Source organism: Terriglobia bacterium (assembly GCA_020072815.1).
Taxonomy (GTDB): domain Bacteria; phylum Acidobacteriota; class Terriglobia; order Terriglobales; family Acidobacteriaceae; genus Angelobacter.
Genome location: JAIQGE010000013.1, coordinates 41009 through 62069 on the forward strand (window position 1 = coordinate 41009; position 21061 = coordinate 62069).

Annotated in this window: 19 protein-coding genes and 1 tRNA gene; 9 read left to right on the top strand and 11 right to left on the bottom strand. The window is 57.5% G+C overall.

The annotated features are described in order from the left end of the window. Positions 1-3: 3 nt before the first annotated feature. Entirely contained in the window at positions 4-669 is a 666-nt protein-coding gene (gene msrA, locus LAO20_17025; protein MBZ5533136.1) for a peptide-methionine (S)-S-oxide reductase MsrA, read from the bottom strand. 11 nt (positions 670-680) lie between these two features. Continuing rightward, the gene (msrB, locus tag LAO20_17030; GenBank protein ID MBZ5533137.1) at positions 681-1295 is read right to left on the bottom strand and encodes a peptide-methionine (R)-S-oxide reductase MsrB; all 615 of its coding nucleotides are present in this window, start codon (positions 1293-1295) and stop codon (positions 681-683) included. Positions 1296-1445: 150 nt separating this feature from the next. Here msrB and LAO20_17035 point away from each other — a divergent pair, with 150 nt between their 5' ends. Both LAO20_17035 and LAO20_17040 read left to right on the top strand, forming a co-directional pair. Next, positions 1446-2138, top strand: coding sequence for a PilZ domain-containing protein (locus LAO20_17035; protein MBZ5533138.1), 693 nt, complete (start codon positions 1446-1448; stop codon positions 2136-2138). Positions 2139-2271: 133 nt separating this feature from the next. After that, a complete protein-coding gene (locus tag LAO20_17040) occupies positions 2272-3300 on the top strand; it encodes an acetamidase/formamidase family protein (protein ID MBZ5533139.1) in 1029 nt (342 codons plus the stop codon). A 9-nt stretch (positions 3301-3309) separates the two neighbouring features. Here the strand turns inward: LAO20_17040 and LAO20_17045 are convergent, their stop codons facing one another. The 5 genes from LAO20_17045 to LAO20_17065 all read right to left on the bottom strand — a co-directional run bounded on the left by LAO20_17045 (position 3310) and on the right by LAO20_17065 (position 7825). Further along, positions 3310-3939 carry an MBL fold metallo-hydrolase gene (locus LAO20_17045; GenBank protein ID MBZ5533140.1) on the bottom strand — a complete coding sequence of 210 codons (630 nt, stop codon included), beginning with the start codon at positions 3937-3939 and terminating at the stop codon, positions 3310-3312. Between the two features lie 213 nt (positions 3940-4152). After that, on the bottom strand, positions 4153-4512 hold the full coding sequence (secG, locus tag LAO20_17050; GenBank protein MBZ5533141.1) for a preprotein translocase subunit SecG: 360 nt from the start codon (positions 4510-4512) through the stop codon (positions 4153-4155). Between the two features lie 28 nt (positions 4513-4540). Next, a tRNA-Leu gene (locus LAO20_17055) sits at positions 4541-4625 on the bottom strand. Then, positions 4590-7487: an ABC transporter permease gene (locus tag LAO20_17060; protein MBZ5533142.1), complete on the bottom strand. Its 2898-nt coding sequence runs from the start codon at positions 7485-7487 to the stop codon at positions 4590-4592. Before LAO20_17060 ends, LAO20_17055 begins: the two co-directional genes overlap by 36 nt. Before the next feature lie 2 nt (positions 7488-7489). Beyond that, positions 7490-7825 carry a PadR family transcriptional regulator gene (locus tag LAO20_17065; GenBank protein MBZ5533143.1) on the bottom strand — a complete coding sequence of 112 codons (336 nt, stop codon included), beginning with the start codon at positions 7823-7825 and terminating at the stop codon, positions 7490-7492. 209 nt (positions 7826-8034) lie between these two features. On the opposite strand from LAO20_17065, the gene LAO20_17070 reads away from it, so the two are divergent. Then, positions 8035-9024, top strand: coding sequence for a tetratricopeptide repeat protein (locus tag LAO20_17070; GenBank protein ID MBZ5533144.1), 990 nt, complete (start codon positions 8035-8037; stop codon positions 9022-9024). A 380-nt stretch (positions 9025-9404) separates the two neighbouring features. Further along, positions 9405-10337 carry a hypothetical protein gene (locus tag LAO20_17075; GenBank protein MBZ5533145.1) on the top strand — a complete coding sequence of 311 codons (933 nt, stop codon included), beginning with the start codon at positions 9405-9407 and terminating at the stop codon, positions 10335-10337. Positions 10338-10349: 12 nt separating this feature from the next. On the opposite strand, the gene LAO20_17080 is transcribed toward LAO20_17075, so the two are convergent. Further along, positions 10350-11246 (bottom strand): IS1595 family transposase, encoded by an 897-nt coding sequence (locus LAO20_17080; protein MBZ5533146.1) that lies wholly within the window; start codon positions 11244-11246, stop codon positions 10350-10352. Positions 11247-11828: 582 nt separating this feature from the next. Here LAO20_17080 and LAO20_17085 point away from each other — a divergent pair. Beyond that, a complete protein-coding gene (locus LAO20_17085; GenBank protein ID MBZ5533147.1) occupies positions 11829-12425 on the top strand; it encodes a hypothetical protein in 597 nt (198 codons plus the stop codon). 279 nt (positions 12426-12704) lie between these two features. After that, the gene (locus LAO20_17090) at positions 12705-13124 is read left to right on the top strand and encodes a hypothetical protein (protein MBZ5533148.1); all 420 of its coding nucleotides are present in this window, start codon (positions 12705-12707) and stop codon (positions 13122-13124) included. Positions 13125-13394: 270 nt separating this feature from the next. On the opposite strand, the gene LAO20_17095 is transcribed toward LAO20_17090, so the two are convergent. After that, positions 13395-14108: a Crp/Fnr family transcriptional regulator gene (locus LAO20_17095; GenBank protein ID MBZ5533149.1), complete on the bottom strand. Its 714-nt coding sequence runs from the start codon at positions 14106-14108 to the stop codon at positions 13395-13397. Positions 14109-14408: 300 nt separating this feature from the next. Here LAO20_17095 and LAO20_17100 point away from each other — a divergent pair, with 300 nt between their 5' ends. Continuing rightward, positions 14409-15815: a sigma-54 dependent transcriptional regulator gene (locus LAO20_17100; protein ID MBZ5533150.1), complete on the top strand. Its 1407-nt coding sequence runs from the start codon at positions 14409-14411 to the stop codon at positions 15813-15815. Between the two features lie 8 nt (positions 15816-15823). On the opposite strand, the gene LAO20_17105 is transcribed toward LAO20_17100, so the two are convergent. Further along, on the bottom strand, positions 15824-16192 hold the full coding sequence (locus tag LAO20_17105) for a response regulator (protein ID MBZ5533151.1): 369 nt from the start codon (positions 16190-16192) through the stop codon (positions 15824-15826). 47 nt (positions 16193-16239) lie between these two features. Next, positions 16240-17439, bottom strand: coding sequence for a PAS domain-containing sensor histidine kinase (locus LAO20_17110; protein MBZ5533152.1), 1200 nt, complete (start codon positions 17437-17439; stop codon positions 16240-16242). A 465-nt stretch (positions 17440-17904) separates the two neighbouring features. Here LAO20_17110 and LAO20_17115 point away from each other — a divergent pair, with 465 nt between their 5' ends. Both LAO20_17115 and LAO20_17120 read left to right on the top strand, forming a co-directional pair. Beyond that, a complete protein-coding gene (locus LAO20_17115) occupies positions 17905-18615 on the top strand; it encodes a response regulator transcription factor (GenBank protein MBZ5533153.1) in 711 nt (236 codons plus the stop codon). 114 nt (positions 18616-18729) lie between these two features. After that, the gene (locus LAO20_17120) at positions 18730-21060 is read left to right on the top strand and encodes a hypothetical protein (GenBank protein ID MBZ5533154.1); all 2331 of its coding nucleotides are present in this window, start codon (positions 18730-18732) and stop codon (positions 21058-21060) included. Position 21061 lies beyond the last annotated feature (1 nt).

Here is a 21061-nt window from a genome sequence, read left to right on the forward strand (position 1 = left end):
ACCCTACTTCCCCACGTACAACTCCGGCAACATCTCCTTCAGGTGCTCGACCTTGGGCAAATCATTGATGGCGATGTAAGGCTCGTTGGGATGATGCTCGGCGTAATCCTGGTGGTAGTCTTCCGCCGGATAAAACGCCGACAACGCTGAAAGCTGCGTCACAATGCGCGACGAAAAGATCTTCGCGCGATCAAGCTGCTCGATGTACGCCTGCGCAATGCGTTTTTGTTCGTCGTTGGAATAGAAAATCACTGAGCGATATTGCGTCCCGGTGTCCGGTCCCTGGCGGTTCAACTCTGTTGGATTGTGGGCCACGGAGAAGAAGACTTTGAGCAACTGCCCAAACGAAACTTTTGACGGATCGTACGTGATGCGCACCGATTCGGCGTGGCCCGTCGCGCCGCTGCTGACGATCTCATAGTGCGCCGTGGCGGCGCTGCCTCCGGCGTATCCCGCCGTCGCCGACGTTACCCCTTTCACGTGCTCAAACACGGCCTGAATGCCCCAGAAGCATCCGCCGGCCACCACCACAGTCGCCGACCCGCTGGTCTTGGCCAACGGAATGTCCTGCGCTGGGTCGGGTATTTTCACAGCCGCGCTGGAACTACTGCAGGCCACAGTGAACATCAGCGTAAATGCGGCCAGGCCGCGGAGCAGGGAACTAAACATGGAATCTTTCCTCAAACTGATTTCACCAGACGCAATGAAGCCGAGTTGATGCAGTAACGCAAGCCGGTGGGTTTGGGACCGTCTTCGAAAACGTGGCCCAGGTGCGCGTCGCAGCGATGACAAGCCACGGCGACTCGCCGCATGCCAAAGGTGCGGTCTTCAATGCTCTCGACATTTTCCTGCGCAACGGGCTGCCAGAAACTGGGCCATCCCGTACCGGATTCAAACTTGGTGTCAGAGCTGAACAGGGCGGTGTCACAGCAGATGCAGCGATAGAGTCCTTTCGCATGCTCGTTCCAATATTTCCCGCTGAAGGCCATCTCGGTGTCGTCATGGCGCGTGATGGCGAAGGCGTTGGGCGCCAGTTGCTGCCGCCATTCGCTTTCTGCCTTCACGTTCTTCGGCACGTGCACGGTCTGCTTGCGCTCGCCTGAGTCAGTAAATTCCACAATGGTGACTTCCTGCGGCTGTTGTGCAGCGTGCCCCGCAGGACCGGCTTCGGCGGATGGTGATTTCTTCATAGACCAAAAGTATAAACCTGCGCCGATCAGCGCTGCTGAAGACAGGAACGCTCTGCGGGTGGTTTTGCGGGAGGCGGGATCGTTATTGACGTTGGGAGAAAACATGGGCCATGCCGATGCAGACGATACAGCGCGCCACGCAACTCAAAGCCGCCGTTTCGGGTACATAGTTTGCCAACTGTCCTTTGCTGGGCAAAAGGAGATAATACAACGCATCGGGCCCAATGGATTATGCCAATGGACGGAGCTGCGGCCATGATGAACGTACAGTCTCCCAACCGGAACGACTCCGCCACAACCATGCGTGAGATCCAAGCGAGTTTGGCGCGCTTGGAGCGGCGGGATTGGTGGCGATGGGGCACCGCCCTGGCGATCATGCTGTTGCTCACCCTGGGCCTGTTCTCGCTTTCTCTTGCCGGCATAAGAAAAGAGACCTTCGACCTGCTTCAACTGGACGTGGCGGTGCGCGGACTGCTGGCCCTGGTCCTGGTGTTTGATGTCTTCGTGATCTACCAGCAGATGATGATTTCCCGCTTGCGGCGGCAACTGTCCAGTCAAATCGGCATGATGGCCGCCCTGGAGGTCTTGAAGCCGGCTTCAGAGGAAGAACAGGCTACACGCAAGGAGCGGCGCCGCACGGAGCGCTGTCCTTTTGACCGCCGCCTCGAGGTCAAAACCATTGTGGACGGAAAATGGACGGTCTGCTTTGGACGCGTCATTGATCTCAGCGAGCTGGGATTGGGAGCCGTGGTTTCCGGGTCGCTGGCGCGCGGCGATAAAGTATCACTCGAATTCAACGCCGGCCCCGGCGACTTGAAGCTGACGCTCCCGGCAACTGTGCGTTACGTCCACGGCTTTCGCCACGGATTCGAATTCGCCGGCGTGCGCGCGGAACAAGTGGACGTTCTGCGGCGAGCGTGCCGTCCAGGGCCTTCCAAAACGGCGTAGATCGCTTTGCCACGAATGAGGATTTCATCGATCCGTTCCTGTGCGCTCGCATGGCGCTGATGGTCAGCGAGCCAAGCCACGATCAAGCCAAAGATCACCGCTGTTCTATAATCCTGCGCGAGGATTCCCACCGATGAAAACTGCTGTCGCCGTATTTACGTTGTTCGTTGCCGCGCTCGCGCCAAGTGCTTCCTTCGCGCAAACTTCAAGCGAAGAAGGCAAAGTGGTGCGCTATGAGCTGAAGCCCAGCGAGCTGAAGTACACGTTTGCTTCGTCGTACGCGCCGGTGGCGCGGCTCAAGTCCGGCAACATTCTGGAAACCAACACCGTGGACTGCTTCGGCAACGCCGTCAAGAAGCCGGGTGACACGCTCAGCCTGGCCCCCGGCGACAACCCGCTGAGCGGGCCGTTTTACGTTGAAGGCGCCGAGCCGGGCGACACGCTGGCGGTGAAGATCCTGGAGATCAACATTGACGGCAACCAGGGCATCGGCGCGCTGGCGCCGGGGTTTGGCGCGCTCAACTCCACCAACTACACGCCCATGCTCAATCCGGCCATTAAAGAGAAGATATGGTTTTATCCTATAGATCACGCCACCAACACGGCAACTTTCCAGGCGCTCGATTCGAAGTACTCGGTGAAGATTCCGCTGCATCCTTTCTTCGGCTGCATCGGTGTGGCGCCGGCCGGTGGCGAAGCCCGCAGTTCGGTGGTGCCGGAAGCGTTTGGCGGCAACATGGATTCTCCCGAAGCCAGCGTGGGCAACACAGTTTATTTTCCCGTGAACACGCCGGGCGCAATGCTCTTCCTGGGCGACGGCCACGCCGCCATGGGTGACGGTGAAATCGCCGGCACTGCCATTGAAGTCCCCTTGCGGAGCCGCGTGCAAGTGCGGGTGATCAAGGGCAAGAAAATCAACTGGCCGCGCTTTGAAAATGACGAATACATCATGGCCGTGGGCGCGTACCGTCCGCTGGACGACGCGCTGCGCATTGCCTTCACCGAGCTGGTCGGCTGGATCCATGACGACTACGGGCTATCGGAGATGGACGCCTACCAGTTGCTGTCACAGGTCGGCGAAATTCATTTGAATGAAATGGTGGATCCCAATTACGTGATTGTCGCGAAGGTGAAGAAGAAGTTCTTGCCGAAGGGGAAGTAGTCGCCTGCGTCACTTCTGCAAAAACGGATTGCTCTCCCGCTCCTCGCCAATCGTGGTCATCGGCCCATGTCCGGGTACCACGATCGTATCGTCAGGTAGCGCCAACACCTGGCCGTGGATTGATTTCATGATCTTCTCAAACGATCCGCCGGGCAGGTCGGTGCGTCCGATGCTCCCGGCAAACAGCGTGTCGCCGGCGATCAGCGTCTTTTCCTGCGGCAGGTAGAGGCAGATGCTGCCTTCGGTGTGTCCCGGCGTGTGGATCACGCTGCCGGAAATGTTTCCAATCTTGAGAACGCTGCCTTCGCCGACGGTTTCATCCACCTTCACCGCGCCCGGCGGACGCATGCCCACCCAACTGGCCTGCACGTCCAGCATCTTGAGCAGGGCCTGATCATTCTGGTTCATCAGGATGGGTGCGCCGGTGGCGGCTTTGAGTTTCATGGCTCCGCCCACGTGATCAATGTGCGCGTGGGTGATGACGATTTGCTTCAGCGTGAGGTTTTCCTGGCGCAGGATGTCCAGGATGTCGTCAATCTGGTCGCCCGGATCGATCACCATGGCTTCGCGGGTTTGTTCGTCGCCGATGACCGAGCAGTTGCACTGCAATGGGCCGACAGGGAAGACTTTGTGGATCATAAAAAACCAGCCATGAGCACTTAGCCGCTAGCACTTAGCCTTTGTTTCGTGGGCAAGATGGTTTTGCAAAGCGCCCGACGGAAAAAGCATCAAAAGAGAAAACAGAATCGGGGAAAAACCTTGTCCGGGTTTGTACCTCGTCGGTGACGAGATGATTGCGTAGTCTTCGAAAATCCTGGTTCAGCCAAAGGCTAATGGCTAATGGCTAGCTCGCTATTTTGGCGACTGCGCCGGAGCCGGCTGTACTGGTGCTGACTGCTGAGCAGGCGCTGCCGGGGACGGACTCGCCGGCGCTGTCTGGCTGGCGGGCACTTTGTCCAACACTGACGTTGAGGCGCCCCTCCGGCTGCCAAAGTAGGTCAGCGCGATGGAACTCACCATAAAGATGATGGCGCACCAGGTCGTGAGCCGGGAGAGCACGGTCGCCGTGCCGCGCGGACCAAAAGCCGTCTGGCTGCCCATGCCGCCGAAGGTGGCGGCGATGTCCGCGCTCTTGCCGTGCTGCAGCAGCACAACAATGATCAGTACAGCGCTCACAAACAAGTGGACCACGGTAATCAGACCGGTAATCATTCGTTTCTCAGCAATCCTTTCAAACTTATGGTGCGGAAGGGGGGATTTGAACCCCCACGCCTTTCGGCGCCACCCCCTCAAGATGGTGTGTCTGCCAGTTCCACCACTTCCGCACTGGCTTTCCTGTACTCCCTGTTTCTTGGCTGCAGGTAAGCGGGAACTTCCCAGATGACGAGAGGGAAACTTATTATAACAAACACCTTCCGTTTTCCGCGTTGCAGTGGCTTTCCCGGGCCGTTGAAGGCGCCTCGGTAACAACTCGCCAATTTGCGTGGAATTACTCCCGCAGCGCCCTGATGGGATCGGTCCGCGAGGCCCGCCGGGCAGGCAAAAAGCACGCCACCAGAGAGGCGATCATCATCACCATGAATGCCAAGCCGAACGCCAGCGGATCGCGCGGGTTCACCTGGTAAAGCAGGTTTTCTATCAGCCGAGTCAGGGCCAGCGCCGCTAATGCGCCAAGAGCAACGCCGCCGGCGGTCAGCGCGAGACCATGGGACATCACCAGCTGCTGCACGTCGAAGCGCGCGCGCGCCGAGCGCCATGCGCAGCGCCATTTCGCGCCTGCCCTGCGAGACCGCGTAAGACATCACTCCGTACAGCCCGATTGCGGCAAGCAGCAGCGCCACGCTGCCGAAGATAGTCAACAGTGTCACGGCGATCTGTTGCGCAGATAACGCGGTCCGCAAAATGTGTTCTCGAATCGTGATCGACGGGGCGGGGACCAGGTTCGCATCCAGCGCGTGGACTTCGCTCGCCAACGCCGCCATGAACGTCCCGCGCTCTTGCGATGTCCGCACAATCAGGCTCGGTCCTCGGGAAAAATCCTGGCGCTGGGGTACATAGAAGAAAGGTTTGGGCGCTTCGCCCAACGTCTGATATTTCGCAAGTCTGGCCACGCCCACAACCCGCATCGTTTGCCCTTTGACTTGAAGGCGTTTGCCCACGGGGTCCTGGCCGTGCCAGTACTGAGCGACCATTTTTTCGTTCACGATCGCCACCCGTGAAGACGTTTCGTTATCAGCATTGGTGAACTCGCGGCCCGCCACGATCGGTATGCCCATGGTGGCGAAATATCCAGGCCCTACCTGGTTGTAATCAGCTTCCGGTTGCTCATCCGGCGCGGGATTGTAACCGTCAACCGAGATGGGTGCCGAGAAATACGGCAGGTAGCTGAACGGCAGGATGCGCACAAAAGCCGCCGATTCCACGCCGTTAAGCGCTCGCACTCGTTCGATCAGGGCATCCTGAAAAGCCTTGGCGCGCTCCATGCTGTAGCCGGCATTCACCAGGTCCACGCCTGTTGCCAGCACATTGTCGGTGGAGAATCCCGGATCAGCCGTTTGAATCCGCCGCAAACTCTTCAGAAGCAGGACGGCCCCAACCACCAAAACAAAGCTTAGCGAGACCTGGACTAAGACCAAACTCGAGCGGACCCGAGATTTTCCCCGGCCGCCTACAGCCGCCGACGATTCCGCCTTGAGGGCTCCGTAGGGTTGGACTCTGCTGGTCTGCAAGGCTGGCACCAGCCCGAACAGCAAGGTCGAAACCAGGCATACTGAGGCGCTGAACAGGAACACGCGCCAATCCAGAGAGCCTTTCAAGTTGACGGCGAGGGTCGCGCCCGGCTTGAAGATGGGGGCCAGCGCGTTACGGCACCAGTACGCGACCAATAGTCCACCGGTCGCGCCTAGCGTTGACAGGATCAAGCCTTCCGTCAGAAGCTGTTTCACCAGCCGGGCGCGCCTGGCGCCTACTGCCAGACGCACGGCCATTTCGTGGCGGCGGGCCAAGGACCGCACCAGCAGTAGGCTGCTCACGTTGGCACAGGCAATCAACAGCACAAGAAACACCACGGCCTGCGTGATCTCCAGAGTTGGGCGCAGATTACCGGCCTGGCTGAACGGAGTTTCCTGCAGAGGAAACAGCTTCACCCCGCGACCGCGGTTGGTCGAGAGATGTTCGGATTCCAGCCGTTTCGTGACCGCTGAAATCTCCTGCTGCGCCTGCGCAATCGTCACGCCCGGTTTGAGCCAGGCGTAGCCTTCAATCCACAGCGCGCCCCGGTCCTCGAGCTGGTATCCACCGGGGACAAAGGTTTCCTGCATTGACGTCGGGACCCAGAACCCGACCGGGTACCCGACAAAGGTGCCGTAGAAGCCTTCCGGCGCTACTCCGATAATGGTGTGCGGCACGGCATTGAGCAGTTGAGTTTTCCCGACTATGTCCGGATCGCCGCGATAGCGTTCTTTCCACGTCCAATAACTGATCACGGTCACTGGATGGGCGTTGCGTCCGTAGTCTTCGTCCGGCTGGAACCCGCGTCCAAGAACGGGACGAACCCCCAGCGCTTCAAAATAATTCGACGAGACCACGCTTCCCGTCACATGCTCCGCGCGCTCTCCAATGCTGAGCGTGGTGCCCATGATGCGCGACACGATGAAAGCGTCAATTAGCTTGCAATTGCGCTCAAAGTCATGCCAGTCAGGTGAGGAGAGATCGTCGTATCCGGACTCGGCCGTGGTCCGATTGCCCGCCGGTTTCGTGGCTGCCACCGCCACTAATCGTTCCTGGTGGGCCACCGCCGGGAATGGTCGCAACAGGATCCCTTCAATCCAGCTGAACACAGCTGCGTTGGCGCCAATCCCCAGCGTCAGGCACAGGACTGCCAGGATGGAAAAGCCCGGACTGCGCCGCAATTGCCGAAGGCCATACCGCATGTCGTGCGAAAAGTCTTCAAGATAGCTGCCCCAGCGTTTTTCGCGGCACGCCTCTTCAATCTGGGCCACGTTGCCCAACGCGCGCAAGGCCGCATAGCGGGCCTCTTCGGGCGACATGCCTGCGGCCATGTTTTCATTGATTTGCTGCTCCAGATGGCCTTGAATCTCGTCTTGCAGGTCCTGGTCCATTTGAGCGCGGCGGAATAGCAACCGCACCCGCAACGGCAGCGCATGAAACCAGCGTTCAAATTGCATGTTCAGGCTTCCTTGAGCTTTACGATGCTGGAGATGGCCACAGACAGACGGTCCCAGTTGGCCGCCTCTTTTTCGAGTTGTCTGCGTCCCGCCCGCGTGAGGGAGTAAAACTTCGCCCGGCGGTTGTTCTCGCTCGGCTTCCACTCGGCCGTGATCCAGCCTTCCTGTTCCAGCTTGTGCAGTGCGGGATAAAGTGATCCATCGCTCACCTGTAAAACATCGCTGGAAATCTGTTTCAAACGCTGGCTGATGGCCCAGCCATTGAGCGGCTGCAATGCCAGAATCTTCAGGACCAGCAAATCAAGCGTCCCTTGTACAAGGTCTGACGGCTTACTCACGCAGCCTCCTCTCGGTTACCGAGTTTGACGAGGCTAGCACCTCTCGGTAAGCAAGGGGAAGCAAAAAAATCCTAGAAAATCGAGGCCAACTTGGAACTCACCACCGCCAAAATTTGGTCTTGCTTCTATGGCCCCAAGGGTTGAAAATCCAGGCACGTTTTTGCACGCCACTTGATTCAACCAAATACATTTTGTTGATGAGGACACTGGTGTCCGACCCCAAACCAAGTCTCGACCAGTTGACCGACCAGCTCCAGCAAGCGGAGTCCGCTGGCGACCCCAGCCGGCAAGGGGTCGCGCTCAACAACCTGGGCAGCTATTACAAAGACCGCCGCGAAACCGCGCGGGCCCTGGAATGCTTCCAGAAGGCGCTGCAATATTTCGTCGCCCTGGACGACAAGGAAAAGAAGGCCACCGTCCTCAACAATTTGGGCGGCACGCTGCTTGACGCCCGGCAATACCCGGCTGCTCTGGAACACTTTGCCATGGCGCTGGGCACTTATGGCGGGCTCAACCAGGCTTTTGGCCAGGGCATGGCGCTCAACAACATGGGCGGAGTGCACCTGCTGCTGCGCCGCTATGAGGACGCGCGCAAGCAATTCAACATGGCGGCGTCGTTCTTCCGCTCCGCCCAGGCGCCGGCCTGGGAAGGTCAAGCGCTGGAAAACCTGGCCGCCGCGGAAGCCGGGCTGGGCAGTCCCAAGTCCGCCATTGAAACCTACGGCCGCGCGCTGGAGATATGGCAGCGGCTTGACCAGGCGGACCGCCAAGCCATGATCTTCAACCGCATTGCCGGCATGCATTCCACCGCCGGCGACCACCAGCGCGCCATTGATCTGCACAACCGCGCCGTCACCCTGGCCGGCAAGGCCCGCAACAGCGCACTGGAAGCAACCACCCATGCCAGCCTGGGCCGCATCCTCACGGAGACCGGCAACGCCAATGCGGCCCGCGCGGAATTTCAGGCCGCCTTGTTGCTCTTTGAACAACTGGGCGACAAGCGCGGCCAGGCGCACGCGCTGCTCAACTTGGGCAAGCTGGAGATCGGCTTTGGCCGGGACCTGGTCCGCTCCGCCGCGGTTTTGTTCCACGAGATCGGCGACAAAACAGGAGAACAGGCGGCCAACGATCTGCTGCCTTCCATGGAAGAAGAACAACCCGCCGACGATCAGCCAATGGCGAAGAGCAAGCCGGCGTAGGCTCGTCTTTTCCCGATGTCGGCGATGGTGTGCAATCACTCCGGTCACTCCGTTTCTCACTCTTGGCAATTTTGGCAATTCTGGCAATCGTGTACTGCCTGCCCCCTCCCTGTCCATCCCAAGATCTAAAAGACTTACACAACACATCCCAATTTGGCGTGGGTTTGCCGATACTCGTGGACCGCAGGCGCCCCCCGCATGCGCTTTACGATTCCTGTCACCCGATGAACCGATCACCGGATCACCCGATTCTTCATGGCCCGCCTACCCCGGCTATCTTCAGACGATTATATACTTGACGAAGGAAGCCTTGGGGGTGAACAATGAACCCTAAGCCGCTCGTTAAGTCTAAACCCCGGCGGCTTCCAGAGAGGAAATACGTGACCCTCATTGTTAGCTTGCGTATGAATTATGGAGCTTTGATACTTGCGGACTCTCAGGAGACGGCAAAGGATAGGGATGAAAATGAATTTAAGTATGGCGTATTAAAAAGCGAGCCGGAGGTCATAAGGGGCTTCCAATACGTAATTGCTGGTGGCGGAGATGGAGATTACATTGATAGTCTGTGCGAAGAATTCAAGCGTGCTCTCGTTAAGTCGAAATGCCATACACTAAAAGATTTCAGGAATTTGCTTCAGCGTCGTATGAAAATCCTTAGCAAGCAAGCTCCCGTCTCAGAGATAGGGCTAATCGTCGCTGCCTCGAAAGATAACACTTGGGATGTGTGGAGAAGTACACAGCACAATACTCTAATTCCAACAATAAACAATCAGCCCACTCTAGTCGGTTTTGCCACGCAGCTCTACCAACATATTGCGAACACACTATTTGCTCACGCAAATAGCACTGCGCAGGCTGTACTTGTTGGCCTGAGAATATTGGAGCTGGCTCGCCAAACTTCCACATGCGTGGACGCGCCATTTTCGGGTGTAATAGTAAATGCCGATTATGTAGCGAAGGTGAATAATGGCACATTGTCAGAATTGACCGATAGTCTGACGACGTTTGGGGCCAATATGGACAAGTTGCTGCTGTCATCGGCTGACACTTCAATCCCGCCAGAAGAATTTGTACAACAGCTTGATACGTTTAAGGAACACGCATTACACATGCGTAAGGAATATCTAGAGGCACTTGCAGAAGCAGAGGACATGGAAGGAATAGCGCTGATTCCTCTTTTCCCGGCTGGAACGACGGTAACTAAATTTGTTGATTCCTCTGGCAAGATTATGACAAGCGTTAAAGATGACCCAGAGTATAGAGAGACGTTGAAGACATTATTCGAAGAGGCAAGAAAGAAAAGAGGCCTTTAAATGTCACAGTTCCTATTCCGCTGTCAGGTTTTCAAAAGTGAGAGGATCAGCCGTAATCATATGGCGAAGAGTATCAACCCAAAGCGTAGGCGATTTGCGGCGATTAAACCGGAACTCCATTTCCTCAAGGTAAGCGGACAGATGTTTCGCGCTGATCCTGTGCCATGTTCCCATGATGCCGCGCTTGAGCAAGGAGAATGCGGACTCAACCGTGTTTGTGTAAACGTCCCCCTGCACGTAAACCTTTTTGGAATGATTGATGGTCTTGTGCTTTGCCGCGTCCTGTCCGGCCCTCTTGAATGCGTTGGGGTATGCGCCAAAGTCATCGGTCATAATCACGTCAACATCAGTGCTCACGTTCTCCTGAATATACTTCGCCAGGGTGCCGGACTTCACATCTTCCGCGTGGAAGAAACGAAGATCACCGCCGCGCTGACGGATGCCGATAACGATTTCTTTGTTGCCCTTAGCGCGTCCACCGTAACCGCCGCGCTGCTTTCCGCCGACATAGGTTTCGTCCATTTCAATCGTTCCGTCCAGCATCGGTTTGTGCGCTCCGGCCATTGCCTTACGGATGCGGTGACAGAGATACCATGCGGTCTTGTAACTGATTCCAAGAGTCCGCTTTATCTGATTTGCGCTCATGCCCTTACGCGCTTCTACCAAAAGCAGGACAGCAAGGAACCAAGTTTCCAGCGGAAGATGAGTGTCATTGAAGATCGTTTGCGTCAGAGCGGAAAACTGATAGTTGCATTCTCCGCATTCAAACTTCTTTTGCGTTGGCAGTTCGTAAACTTTCTTACTCTTACAGCGCAAGCACTCGACACCCAATGGCCAGCGGAGTTTTACCAGCAGTTCGCGGCAACGTTCGTCCGTGGAATACATGTGATTAATTTCAAGGAGTGTCATGGCTAAAAGGCCCCCGAAACGCGCAAAGAGTCCATTGCAGAGAGTCCCGATGCGAAAACTGGCATCCGGACTGAGAAAAGAACTTTTGCAGAAATTGAGGGAGAGAAATGCTCCACTGGATTCTGATAAACCGAAGAATCTATAGGCTTTAACTCTACCATGACTAAAGGATAGCAGAATGAGTTACCTTCGTCAAGTAAATAATCATCTATCTTCAACTAAGATTCCAAAAGGCTTACGCGACTCATCCCAGTTTGGCGCGGGTTCCAGAAGGGATGTGGACCGCAGGCGCCCTCGCCTGCGCTTCTGCCTTTTGACCATTCTGTAAATCCATATAAGCTATTGCAATAAAACGACTTAGAGTATCACAGGCGCCCCGAAAACGCAAGCAAAATCTGCCTGTCATGAGGAGAAAAAAGTACGAATACAAGATATTGGGTTGATGCACCTTAGATCATCCCAAAATATTGTGGTGTTGGTTATTTCGGGCCCGGTCGACCGTGAGCGAGGCCGAACCCGCCACCAAGGCCGCGCGATTATCAGCGTAAAATAGTTCTTGTTCCTTGTATCGGCGGAGCGACCATGACCAATCCAATTTCTTCAGCAGCCAAGCTCGTTGCGTTTTCTTGCTTCGCCCTGGGCGCCCTCACGCAGGCAACGTCGCAGCAATCTTCGCCACCAGCATCGCAATCCCCGTCGCCGGCCGACGCCAAAACAGCAACCCCCTCTGCCACAGAATCGCCACTGCTCCGCCTCAAGACTGCCCGCACCGTGTGGGTCACACGCGCGCACGGCAGCAACATCCCGTTTGACACCATTAAGTCCACGCTGGAAGGCTGGATACGGTTCGCCGTGGTGGACTCGCCGGACAAAGCCGACATTGTGGTCAGCGTGGAGTCCTCCGGCGACAGCGACGTGCAGATTTCCACTTCCGCTGCGCCGAACGAAAAGACCGGCCACATGGACCAGTCCTCCAAGACCAGCAAGGACCTCTCCGCCACGGACATCAAGATGACGGTGCTGGACGCCAAGAGCAAGCGCGTGCTATGGACGTCGACGGAAAAGGTCAAGTTTGCGGTGAAGAAGACCTCCCGCGAAAACAACTTGGTGGAGGCCGCCGAGCGCTTGGCGACGCGCTTCCATGACCGGCTGGAGCCTCCGCCCCCGCCTCCGCGCTAAGCCTGCTCGCTCTTGCTACGCGCCGCTGCTCATCGCGCCCACCTGCCGCTAAAATTACCCGCGGCCCGGCAGGCGGTCCGCTAGCGTGCTCATGCTGGCTCAGACCTCGCGTAAATTGCTCCCAGCCGCTCCCCAAACGCCCTCCGACACGCGCCATGCGCATTCGCCGCCCCTCCCCCGGCTTGTCTGGTGTGATTAAGATCACAGCGCAATCTCTCATACCGCATTACAGTTACGCCTGTGAGTTCAGTGGATTCTGTGGCGAAATCGGAGCATCCCGTGATCGCAACCTCTCACCGCGCGGCGACTCTGCAAGACCTGCAAACCCTGGCTGGTTTTCACGACCCGGCCGGCAATGCAGTCTCTTTCTATTTCAAGCCGGGACAAGGCGAGGCAGCTGAACGCGACGCCATGATCGCTCAACTGCGCGCGCGCAGCATCATCAGTGACAGCTTTGGCCAGGAAAAGCCCCACAGCGGCCTGCTCCGCGACCTGGACGCGGTGATGAAGATTTCCGAAGAGACTGAAGCCGGTGCCCCTATGAAAGTGGTCTTTGCCTGCCATGATCAGGGCGTTTGGGAAGAGTTTGATCTGCCTTCAGGCCAGCGGATCGTCCGCATTGAAGCGGGCAAACAGTTTGATCTGGCGCCGTTGCAGCGGTTGCTGCAGCAAGGCGCGCCGGGCGGTCCCGTACATTAGTCCGCCGGCAGTCGCCGCCCTGAGGCGGCGTGCAAGCACAAGTTGCGCCGTAGTCGAAGAAACTCTCTTTTCTCTGTACGGATCTTCCGGGAGGAAAGAGAGTTTTCTTTTGTGTGGACTTGAGACGCGACCCGGCACGCGCGGAGTTGAACATCTTCTCGCCGAAAACAACCAGCCTGAAGAAACAGCTTTGCCGCAAAATAAAAGCAGCTCTTCATGTGGCTTGTGGCCTAGAAGAGCTGCTGCCCGATTAAAACGCCCGCAAACTTTTTAAACTGCCAGTTGCTCAAGAGCCGCTGGCTGAAGCACGGTGAGTGATACACCTTTAATGGAGATGAGTTTGTCGCGTTGGAACTGCTGCAGGACGCGGCTTACCGTTTCGCGTGACGTCGCGGTCATGCCGGCGATTTCTTCCTGCGTGAGGGTCATGGTGACGCGGGACGTCTGTCCCGGCTGCGGGCGTGTGTGTACCCAGTCCAGCAGCAGGTTCGCTAGCCGGCCGGCCACCGTCGTGGGCAAGCCCAGGCGGCACACGTCTTTGAACATCATTTTGTATTCACGCAAGATGCATTGCGTGGCGATCATGGCGGCATCAGGGTACTTCTTCAGGAACTCGATAAAGTCTTGCGCGCGGACGGCCTTGATGCGGCAGAATTCGAATGCCTGGGCGCTGACTTCATAATCAGCGGCATTCATGGCCGCGCTCAATCCCAGCACGTCGCCGGCTTCGGCGATGCGGACAATCATCGTCTTGCCGTCGCGTGAGGTGACCGACAGTTTCACTCGCCCGCTGAGCACGATATATACGCACTGTGAGGGTTGGCCTTCTACGAACAGCGCGTCACCGCGGGAGAAGTCAACTTCGGTTCCCAGTGCGTTGTAGCGCAAGCGCGCTTCGGGGCTGAGATTGGAAAAAGCGTTGGTGCGATTCATGGTGTTTGCTGCTGCAGTGTCGTTATAAGTTCCAGCGTTTGATAAATGCATTTCCATGCTCCTGATTCTTTTCGTCCTTCAGTTATCGTCGTCCTTGGTTAAAGCAAGCCCCGTGCCAAATGTGAAATCCTTTGTTTTCAGTGACGAATATCACACTGCGCCGGTGACTTGCGGCCCTTGGCGCAGCCGGCTGCGCGCGATTGCGCGATATGACGCACAGGGCCCAACTATCTGCTTTATAATGAATGTTTTAGAGTGGCAATCCAGATGCAACGGAAACAGAAGCCCGAAAAGTCACTTGGGGGCAGCGTCCGGCCCAACGAAAGGCACGCTGGCCAGCGCAAGGACCCGATGAGTCAGACAAACAGCTCCGTTTCACTGGTCATTATTGACGACAACCCGCGCAGCCTGGAGTTTGTCTCCACCGCCCTGGCGCGCGATGGCGTGGAGATTTTTTCCGCCTCCGATCCCGAAGAAGGCCTGGATCTGGTCTACAGCCACCACCCGCAAATCGTGATGACCGACCTGGTCATGCCTAACATGACGGGACTGGACGTGCTGGACCGCATCATGGAATTTGACCCGGCCATTGACGTCATCCTGATGACCGCGCACTACACCACGGAGACCGCGGTGGAAGCCATCCGCAAAGGCGCGGCGGACTATCTCAACAAACCAATTTCGCTCGCCCTGTTGCGCGAGCGCGTGGGCCGCTTGCTGGATAACGCCCTGCAGCGCCAGCGCATCGTGAAAGTTGACGACGACCTGGCCCAGGCGGCGCAGTTTGAGGGCATTGTCGGACGCAGCCCGCAGATGTGGGAAGTGTTCTCCCGCTTGCGGCGCATCGCTCCCCACTACCGCGCGGCGCTCATCACCGGCGAAACTGGCACAGGCAAAGACCTGGCCGCCCAGGCGTTGCACAAGCTAAGCAAAGTGCAAGGCAAATATGTTGTGCTGAACTGTTCCGCCGTGGTGGAGACCTTGTTTGAAAGCGAACTGTTCGGGCACGTCCGCGGCGCCTTTACTGGAGCGGACCGCGACAAGCCCGGCCTTTTTGAATACGCCAACGGCGGCACGCTGTTTCTGGACGAGATCGGCGACATGCCGCTGGCCACCCAGGCCAAGCTGCTGCGCGTCCTGCAGAACCAGGAGGTCCAGCGCGTGGGATCACTCACCGCCCAGAAAATTGACGTGCGCGTGGTGGCCGCCACCAACAAAGACCTGCGCAAGGCCATCGCCCACCAGCAATTTCGCGAAGACCTGTTCTACCGGCTGTCCATGGTGGAGATTAACGTTCCGCCGCTGCGTGAGCGCATGGAGGACCTGCCGCTGCTCACCCGGCATTTTGTGGAGAAGTTTGCGCGCCAGTACGCCAAACCCGTGCGCGGGCTCACGCAAAGAGCGCAAATCCTGTTGAACCGTTACCATTGGCCGGGCAACGTCCGCGAACTGGAGAACGTGATTGGCCACGCCTGCATGATGGCCATGGGAGACGTGATTGACGTTGCTGACCTGCCGCCCGCGGTGCAGTACGCCGCGGATGGATTCCGCCAGCCGGCTGCGGTTGCCGGCGGAGTTGCATCCGGCCTGCCCGCACCAAATGGCGTCGGCAACGGCTTGTCCCTGGAGGAGCATGAAAAACAGCTCCTGGACCAGGCCCTGACGCAAGCGGGCGGCAACCAATCTAAAGCGGCACGCCAGCTCCGCATCGGCCGCGACGCCCTGCGTTACAAAATGAAGAAGTATGGGCTTCTGTAATGTTCCAGCTATTTCGCACGCAATAATCGGCTTACTTCGTCGCGCAACTGGGTCAGGGCAACCGGCTTGGAGATGTATCCTGTAAAGCCCGCGGCCATGACCTTTTCGCGGTCTCCCGGCATGGCGTTGGCGGTCACGGCCACCACGGGAATTGCCGCCAGCTTGGGATTGCTGCGGATTTCCTGCAACACGTCATAGCCATTGCGCTGCGGAAGCTGCAGGTCCATCAGGACCAGGTCCAGCGACTGCCCGCGAATCAGCGCCAGCGCTTGTTCGCCGTCATTGGCTTCCACCACCTCGTAACCCTGTTGCTCCAGGACGGTCCGCAGCAGTTCGCGGCTGCTGGCTTTGTCTTCGACGATGAGGATTCGCGGCATGGCAACCTGCCTGTCGCAGGGTAAAGAATTCTATCGTAAAAATGAGTTTAGAGGCTGGGCGGGCCGGTCAGGGGCAGGGCAATGGTAAAGCGGCTTCCTTGTCCCGGCTCGCTGGTAAGCCGGATGTTGCCACCGTGCAGTTCCACCAGCTTTTTGGTGATGGGCAGGCCCAATCCCGTGCCTTCGCGTGTGCCTTTGGTTGTGCTGCCTGCCTGATAGAACTTTTCGAAAATGCTTTCGTGTTCATCCGCTGGGATGCCAACCCCGGTATCGCACACGCTGATCTCCAGCCATTGCCCATCGGCGGTGAGCGCCTCCACCCAGACAGCGCCGCCGTTCGGAGTGAACTTTACCGCGTTGCTCAGCAGGTTGTAGAGGATCTCTTTCAGGCGCAGGCGGTCGGCGAAGACCAGATCGTGGAAAGTGTTCTTGTTCTCCAAATGGATGTCTTTGGCTGCGGCCTGCTGATGAATGCCGGCCAGAACCTCGTCTAGGCAGGCGGCAAAATCAAAGGCGCCCAGCTGGAGTTCCAGACGTCCCGCCTCAATCCTGCTGATGTCCAGGATTTCGTTGATCAATTGCAGCAGGTGGCGCGAATCCTGCAGTACGTGGCCGAGGAACCGTTTTTGTTTGGGGTTGAGCGTCCCTTCCACTTCTTCCGTTAGCAGCTCGGAAAATCCGATGATGGTATGCAGCGGCGTTCGCAACTCGTGGCTCATGCTGGCTAGGAACTCGCTCTTCAGCCGGTTGGCTTTTTCCACGTCGCGGTTGCGGGCTTCCAGTTGTTCGTTTTTGGCCGCCAGTTCCGCATTGTATTGGTCCTGGACGGCGCGCAGCCGCTGCTCAGCCTCTTTGCGCGCGCTGATGTCGCGTACCACGGCAATCACGCGCAGGCCGTCTTCCACCCAATTCGGACTCAGACTGATCTCCACCGCAACCTGCGAGCCGTCTTTGCGTTGGGCCATCAGGTCCAACCCGCCTCCCATGGGGCGCACTTGCGGGTGAGCGGTATAAGAATCTCTTAGTTGTCCGTGCCCGGCCCGCATGGCCGATGGCACCAGTTGGTCCACGTTGATGCCGTGCAACTCCTCGCGCGTGTAGCCGAACATTTTTTCCGCGGTTTCGTTGGCCAGCACGATGCGGCCTTTGCCATCCACTTCCAGAATGGCGTCCGGCGCTGCTTCCAGCAGTTTGCGAAAACGCTTTTCCGCGAAGACTTCCGCCGCCGTGTCCGGCTTCTTACCCACGGTGGATGGGTCCTCCGGCTGCGAGGCGTCTTTCGTTATGGGCCGTTCTGGATCAAACTTGGTCGTAAATTCTCTTCCTTTCGATGAAACCGCAAGCGCAGCACAAGGCGGGATTAAGTGGCGAGCACAGCAATGGTATTCTAATTCTCTAATTCTGTGCTCTTCGAGCGATGTGCCGCTTCAATACGATGGGCCTCCTGATCAATGCAAGAAAGACAGGAGGTAACGGCCAACCTCGCCATGGTAAGCTGCGGCGTTGTGAGTGAGATTCATCGCGAATGAGAGTTAAGAAGAATCTTATCTCCATGCCCCTCCATAATACTTGTTGCTGAGATGTGACCTAAATCATTTTTTCGTTTCGAGTGCCACCTTCATAATCTAAAATGCCGCGTTCTCCAGGGTGTGCGTTAGTACGACCCGAGAATGAACTAAACCGGAATTCTGTTTGGGAGAAGGTGTAGCGCAATGCGGATTCTGATAGCGGAGGATGACGCTCCGCTGGCATCTTTTGTCGCCAAGGCCCTGACCGAGGAAGAACACCAGACGGAGATCGCTGCCGATGGCGAAGCGGCGTTGGCAAAACTGGTGGCGAAACCGTTTGATCTGTTGATCCTGGACCTGAACCTGCCCGTGCTCGACGGCAATGAAGTGCTCAAGCGGCTGCGCGGCCGCGGTTCGGAAATCCCGATTCTGATTCTTACGGCTACGGACAACGTGGCAGAACGCGTAGCGTGCCTGGACGCGGGCGCGGATGATTACCTCACCAAACCTTTTTCCTATTCTGAGCTGGCGGCCCGGCTGCGCGCGCTTTACCGTCGCAAAGGACCTCCGGTGCAAACCGTGCTGCGCGTGCAAGACCTGGAGTTGGACTGCGTCCAGCGCACGGTGGTCCGGGCGGGCGTTCCGGTTGATCTCACTCCCAAGGAATTTAGCCTGCTGGAATACTTCATGCGCAACCTGGGCCGGCAGATCACCCGCAACATGATCATCCAGTACGTGTGGAAGCTGGCGCCGGACACCATGACCAACGTGGTGGACGTGTATGTCAACTACTTGCGCAAAAAGATTGATGAAAACGCCAAAGTGAAACTGATTCGCACCGTCCGCGGTGTTGGCTACGAGTTCGGTCCATCCGCGCATCCGGACGATGCCGACCAGGCCGAAGACCCCGAATAACTTCCCCCGAAGCGATGTTGCACTGGGTCCCGCCGAACCTGACGGGTCAGAAGCCAGCGTTTGACTTTTATTCCAACTCAGGCCCATTATTTCCGCCCGGGAGAAACTGAATCAATGCTTGTCGCCACCAGCAAAAGTCAGCGCTGTGTTGTCTCTGCATTACTGGTTTGTCTCACCCTTGCCTCGGCAGGGCTTTTCGCACAACAACAGCAGCCTGCGGCCGAAGCCGCGCGTCTGGAGCGGCTGGTCGCGCTGTGCAAATTGTGGGGCGCGATCAAATATTTCCATCCCTATCTCGCCTACCGCGAGGATATTGACTGGGACAAAGCCGCGGTGGAGGCCATTGCCAAGGTCAACGCGGCCAAGAGTTCCGCTGACTATGCCGATGCGGTTGATCAGATGCTAAAGGCTCTCGGCGATCCCGCTACCCGAGTCCTGCCCAAGGAAACAGATCAAAAGCCATTGCCCGGAGAAACCGGTGATCCCAGTTTTCGTACTCTCGCTGACGGTGTTCTGCTGGTCAGCGTTCGCAACTTCGGGGAGCAACCGGGCTTCAGCTTCATGCTTGAGCAGGCCTCGGCTCTTACCAAGGAGATTCCCAAAGCCAAGACCGTGATCTTTGACCTGCGGCCTCCCGGCCGGCTGACGGAAAACCAGCAGGGAGTTGTCGCCAATGTGTTCGAATTCGGAAACCTGGCCAGCATGCTTTCTTCATCGCCTCTGGTCTTTCCCGGCGAACGCCGCCGAATGCACGTCGGATTTATTCCTCAGCAAGGGGCCACTTCAGGAGGCTATGAATCGGCGTTCTTCATTTCCCAGCGCACCAAGGTCTTGCCCGGTAAATCTGCCAAGGATGTCCCTGTTATTTTTCTTGTCAACCAGAATTCAGAGATTCCGGCAGCGGCGCTGGCGCTGCAAGCAGCAGGCAAGGCAGCCATCGTCGCAGAGGGCCGGATCGAAGATTACTCGGCGGTTTCTACGCAGAAATTCAAGCTCGCGGACGGTATAGAGGCGGAGATTCGCCTGGGCGAACTCCTCTACCCTGACGGTTCTACCAGTGTGGTTGCGGATGAAACCGTGCCCGCATCGTCTCAGGTGGGAGAGCAGAACACGGCATTTCAAAGAGCCCTGGCGTTGGCAAAAGACTTCAGAACGTCTCCGACGAATCGCCGCCATGTAGCCGTCAGCGCCGCAATTCCCGTTGAAAAACCATACTCGGACATGAGCTACCCTGCCCGCGAGTATCGCGTGCTTGCAGCTTTCAGGATCTGGACGGTCATCAACTACTTCTTCCCCTACCAAGATCTCATGGGAGAAGACTGGGATGGCGTGTTGCGCGAGTCCATCCCCAAGCTGGAACGGGCGAGTAACGCGCTGGAATACAGCCTGAGCGTGGCGGAGATGGTGACCCGGTTTCATGATGGCCATGGTTTTGTGCGCAGTCAGTTATTGCGGGACTATCTTGGCGCTGCTCCGGCGCCGGTGCGGGTGCGGATGATTGAAGGCTTACCCGTGGTCACCGCCTTTTGGAATGATCAATCCGTGAAAGATGCCGCCGCGGCCGGCATCGCGGTTGGCGACGTGATCATGAAAGTGGATGGTGAAGACGCTAAAGACCGCCTGGCGCGCTTGTCCAGATATATCTCAGCGTCAACACCGCAGTGGCAGCAATATCGCGCGGCAGGTACATTGTTGAGCGGTCCGGAAGGCTCCACCGTCAAAGTCACAGTGCGTGACGCCAAGAATCAAGTCAAAGAACTAAACCTGCTTCGCAAGGCCGCTTACTACCAAGGTGAACTCATCGAACGCCGTGGAGCACCCTTCAGGCTGCTTTCGGAGACGATTGGCTACGCCGATTTGGACCAACTGGAGGTCTCCATGGTGGACGACATGTTTGAGAAGTTCAAAAACACCAAGGCCATCATCTTTGACGATCGCACCTATCCCCGCGGGACAGCCTGGGCGATAGCGCCGCGGCTCACCGAAAAAGACCAGGTCGTTGCCGCAACATTCACACGGCGCGTTCCCATGTTCCCCGATTCGCCGATGGGAGAGATCGTGGGATCTTCCACCACGCAGGCTTTTCAGCAAAAAATTCCCCACAGCGACAAATGGAAATACAAGGGGAAGACCGTAATGCTGATTGATGAACGCGCCATCAGCCAGGCGGAACACACGGGTTTGTTTCTGCAGGCGGCGAACGGAACCAAGTTCATCGGCAGCCCCACGGCCGGGGCCAACGGTGACGTAACCTCATTCTGTGTTCCCGGCGGAATCTGGATCAGTTTTACCGGACAAGCGGTGCGTCACGCTGACGGCCGCCAGTTGCAGCGCGTCGGCCTGAAGCCGGACATCGAAGTCCGCCCCACCATCAAGGGTATCCGCGCCGGAAAAGACGAAGTTCTGGACCGGGCGGTGAAGTACTTGAGGAAAGAGCTGAAATAGT

What these genes read in the sequence shown, in the direction of transcription:
- LAO20_17045 (MBZ5533140.1), bottom strand. Translation starts at nt 3,939, where the DNA reads ATGATCCACAAAGTCTTCCCTGTCGGCCCATTGCAGTGCAACTGCTCG.
- LAO20_17035 (MBZ5533138.1), top strand. Translation starts at nt 1,446, where the DNA reads ATGATGAACGTACAGTCTCCCAACCGGAACGACTCCGCCACAACCATG.
- LAO20_17105 (MBZ5533151.1), bottom strand. Translation starts at nt 16,192, where the DNA reads ATGCCGCGAATCCTCATCGTCGAAGACAAAGCCAGCAGCCGCGAACTG.
- LAO20_17095 (MBZ5533149.1), bottom strand. Translation starts at nt 14,108, where the DNA reads ATGCATTTATCAAACGCTGGAACTTATAACGACACTGCAGCAGCAAAC.
- LAO20_17100 (MBZ5533150.1), top strand. Translation starts at nt 14,409, where the DNA reads ATGAGTCAGACAAACAGCTCCGTTTCACTGGTCATTATTGACGACAAC.
- LAO20_17060 (MBZ5533142.1), bottom strand. Translation starts at nt 7,487, where the DNA reads ATGCAATTTGAACGCTGGTTTCATGCGCTGCCGTTGCGGGTGCGGTTG.
- LAO20_17120 (MBZ5533154.1), top strand. Translation starts at nt 18,730, where the DNA reads ATGCTTGTCGCCACCAGCAAAAGTCAGCGCTGTGTTGTCTCTGCATTA.
- msrB (MBZ5533137.1), bottom strand. Translation starts at nt 1,295, where the DNA reads ATGTTTTCTCCCAACGTCAATAACGATCCCGCCTCCCGCAAAACCACC.
- msrA (MBZ5533136.1), bottom strand. Translation starts at nt 669, where the DNA reads ATGTTTAGTTCCCTGCTCCGCGGCCTGGCCGCATTTACGCTGATGTTC.
- LAO20_17040 (MBZ5533139.1), top strand. Translation starts at nt 2,272, where the DNA reads ATGAAAACTGCTGTCGCCGTATTTACGTTGTTCGTTGCCGCGCTCGCG.
- LAO20_17080 (MBZ5533146.1), bottom strand. Translation starts at nt 11,246, where the DNA reads ATGACACTCCTTGAAATTAATCACATGTATTCCACGGACGAACGTTGC.
- LAO20_17085 (MBZ5533147.1), top strand. Translation starts at nt 11,829, where the DNA reads ATGACCAATCCAATTTCTTCAGCAGCCAAGCTCGTTGCGTTTTCTTGC.
- LAO20_17115 (MBZ5533153.1), top strand. Translation starts at nt 17,905, where the DNA reads ATGCGGATTCTGATAGCGGAGGATGACGCTCCGCTGGCATCTTTTGTC.
- secG (MBZ5533141.1), bottom strand. Translation starts at nt 4,512, where the DNA reads ATGATTACCGGTCTGATTACCGTGGTCCACTTGTTTGTGAGCGCTGTA.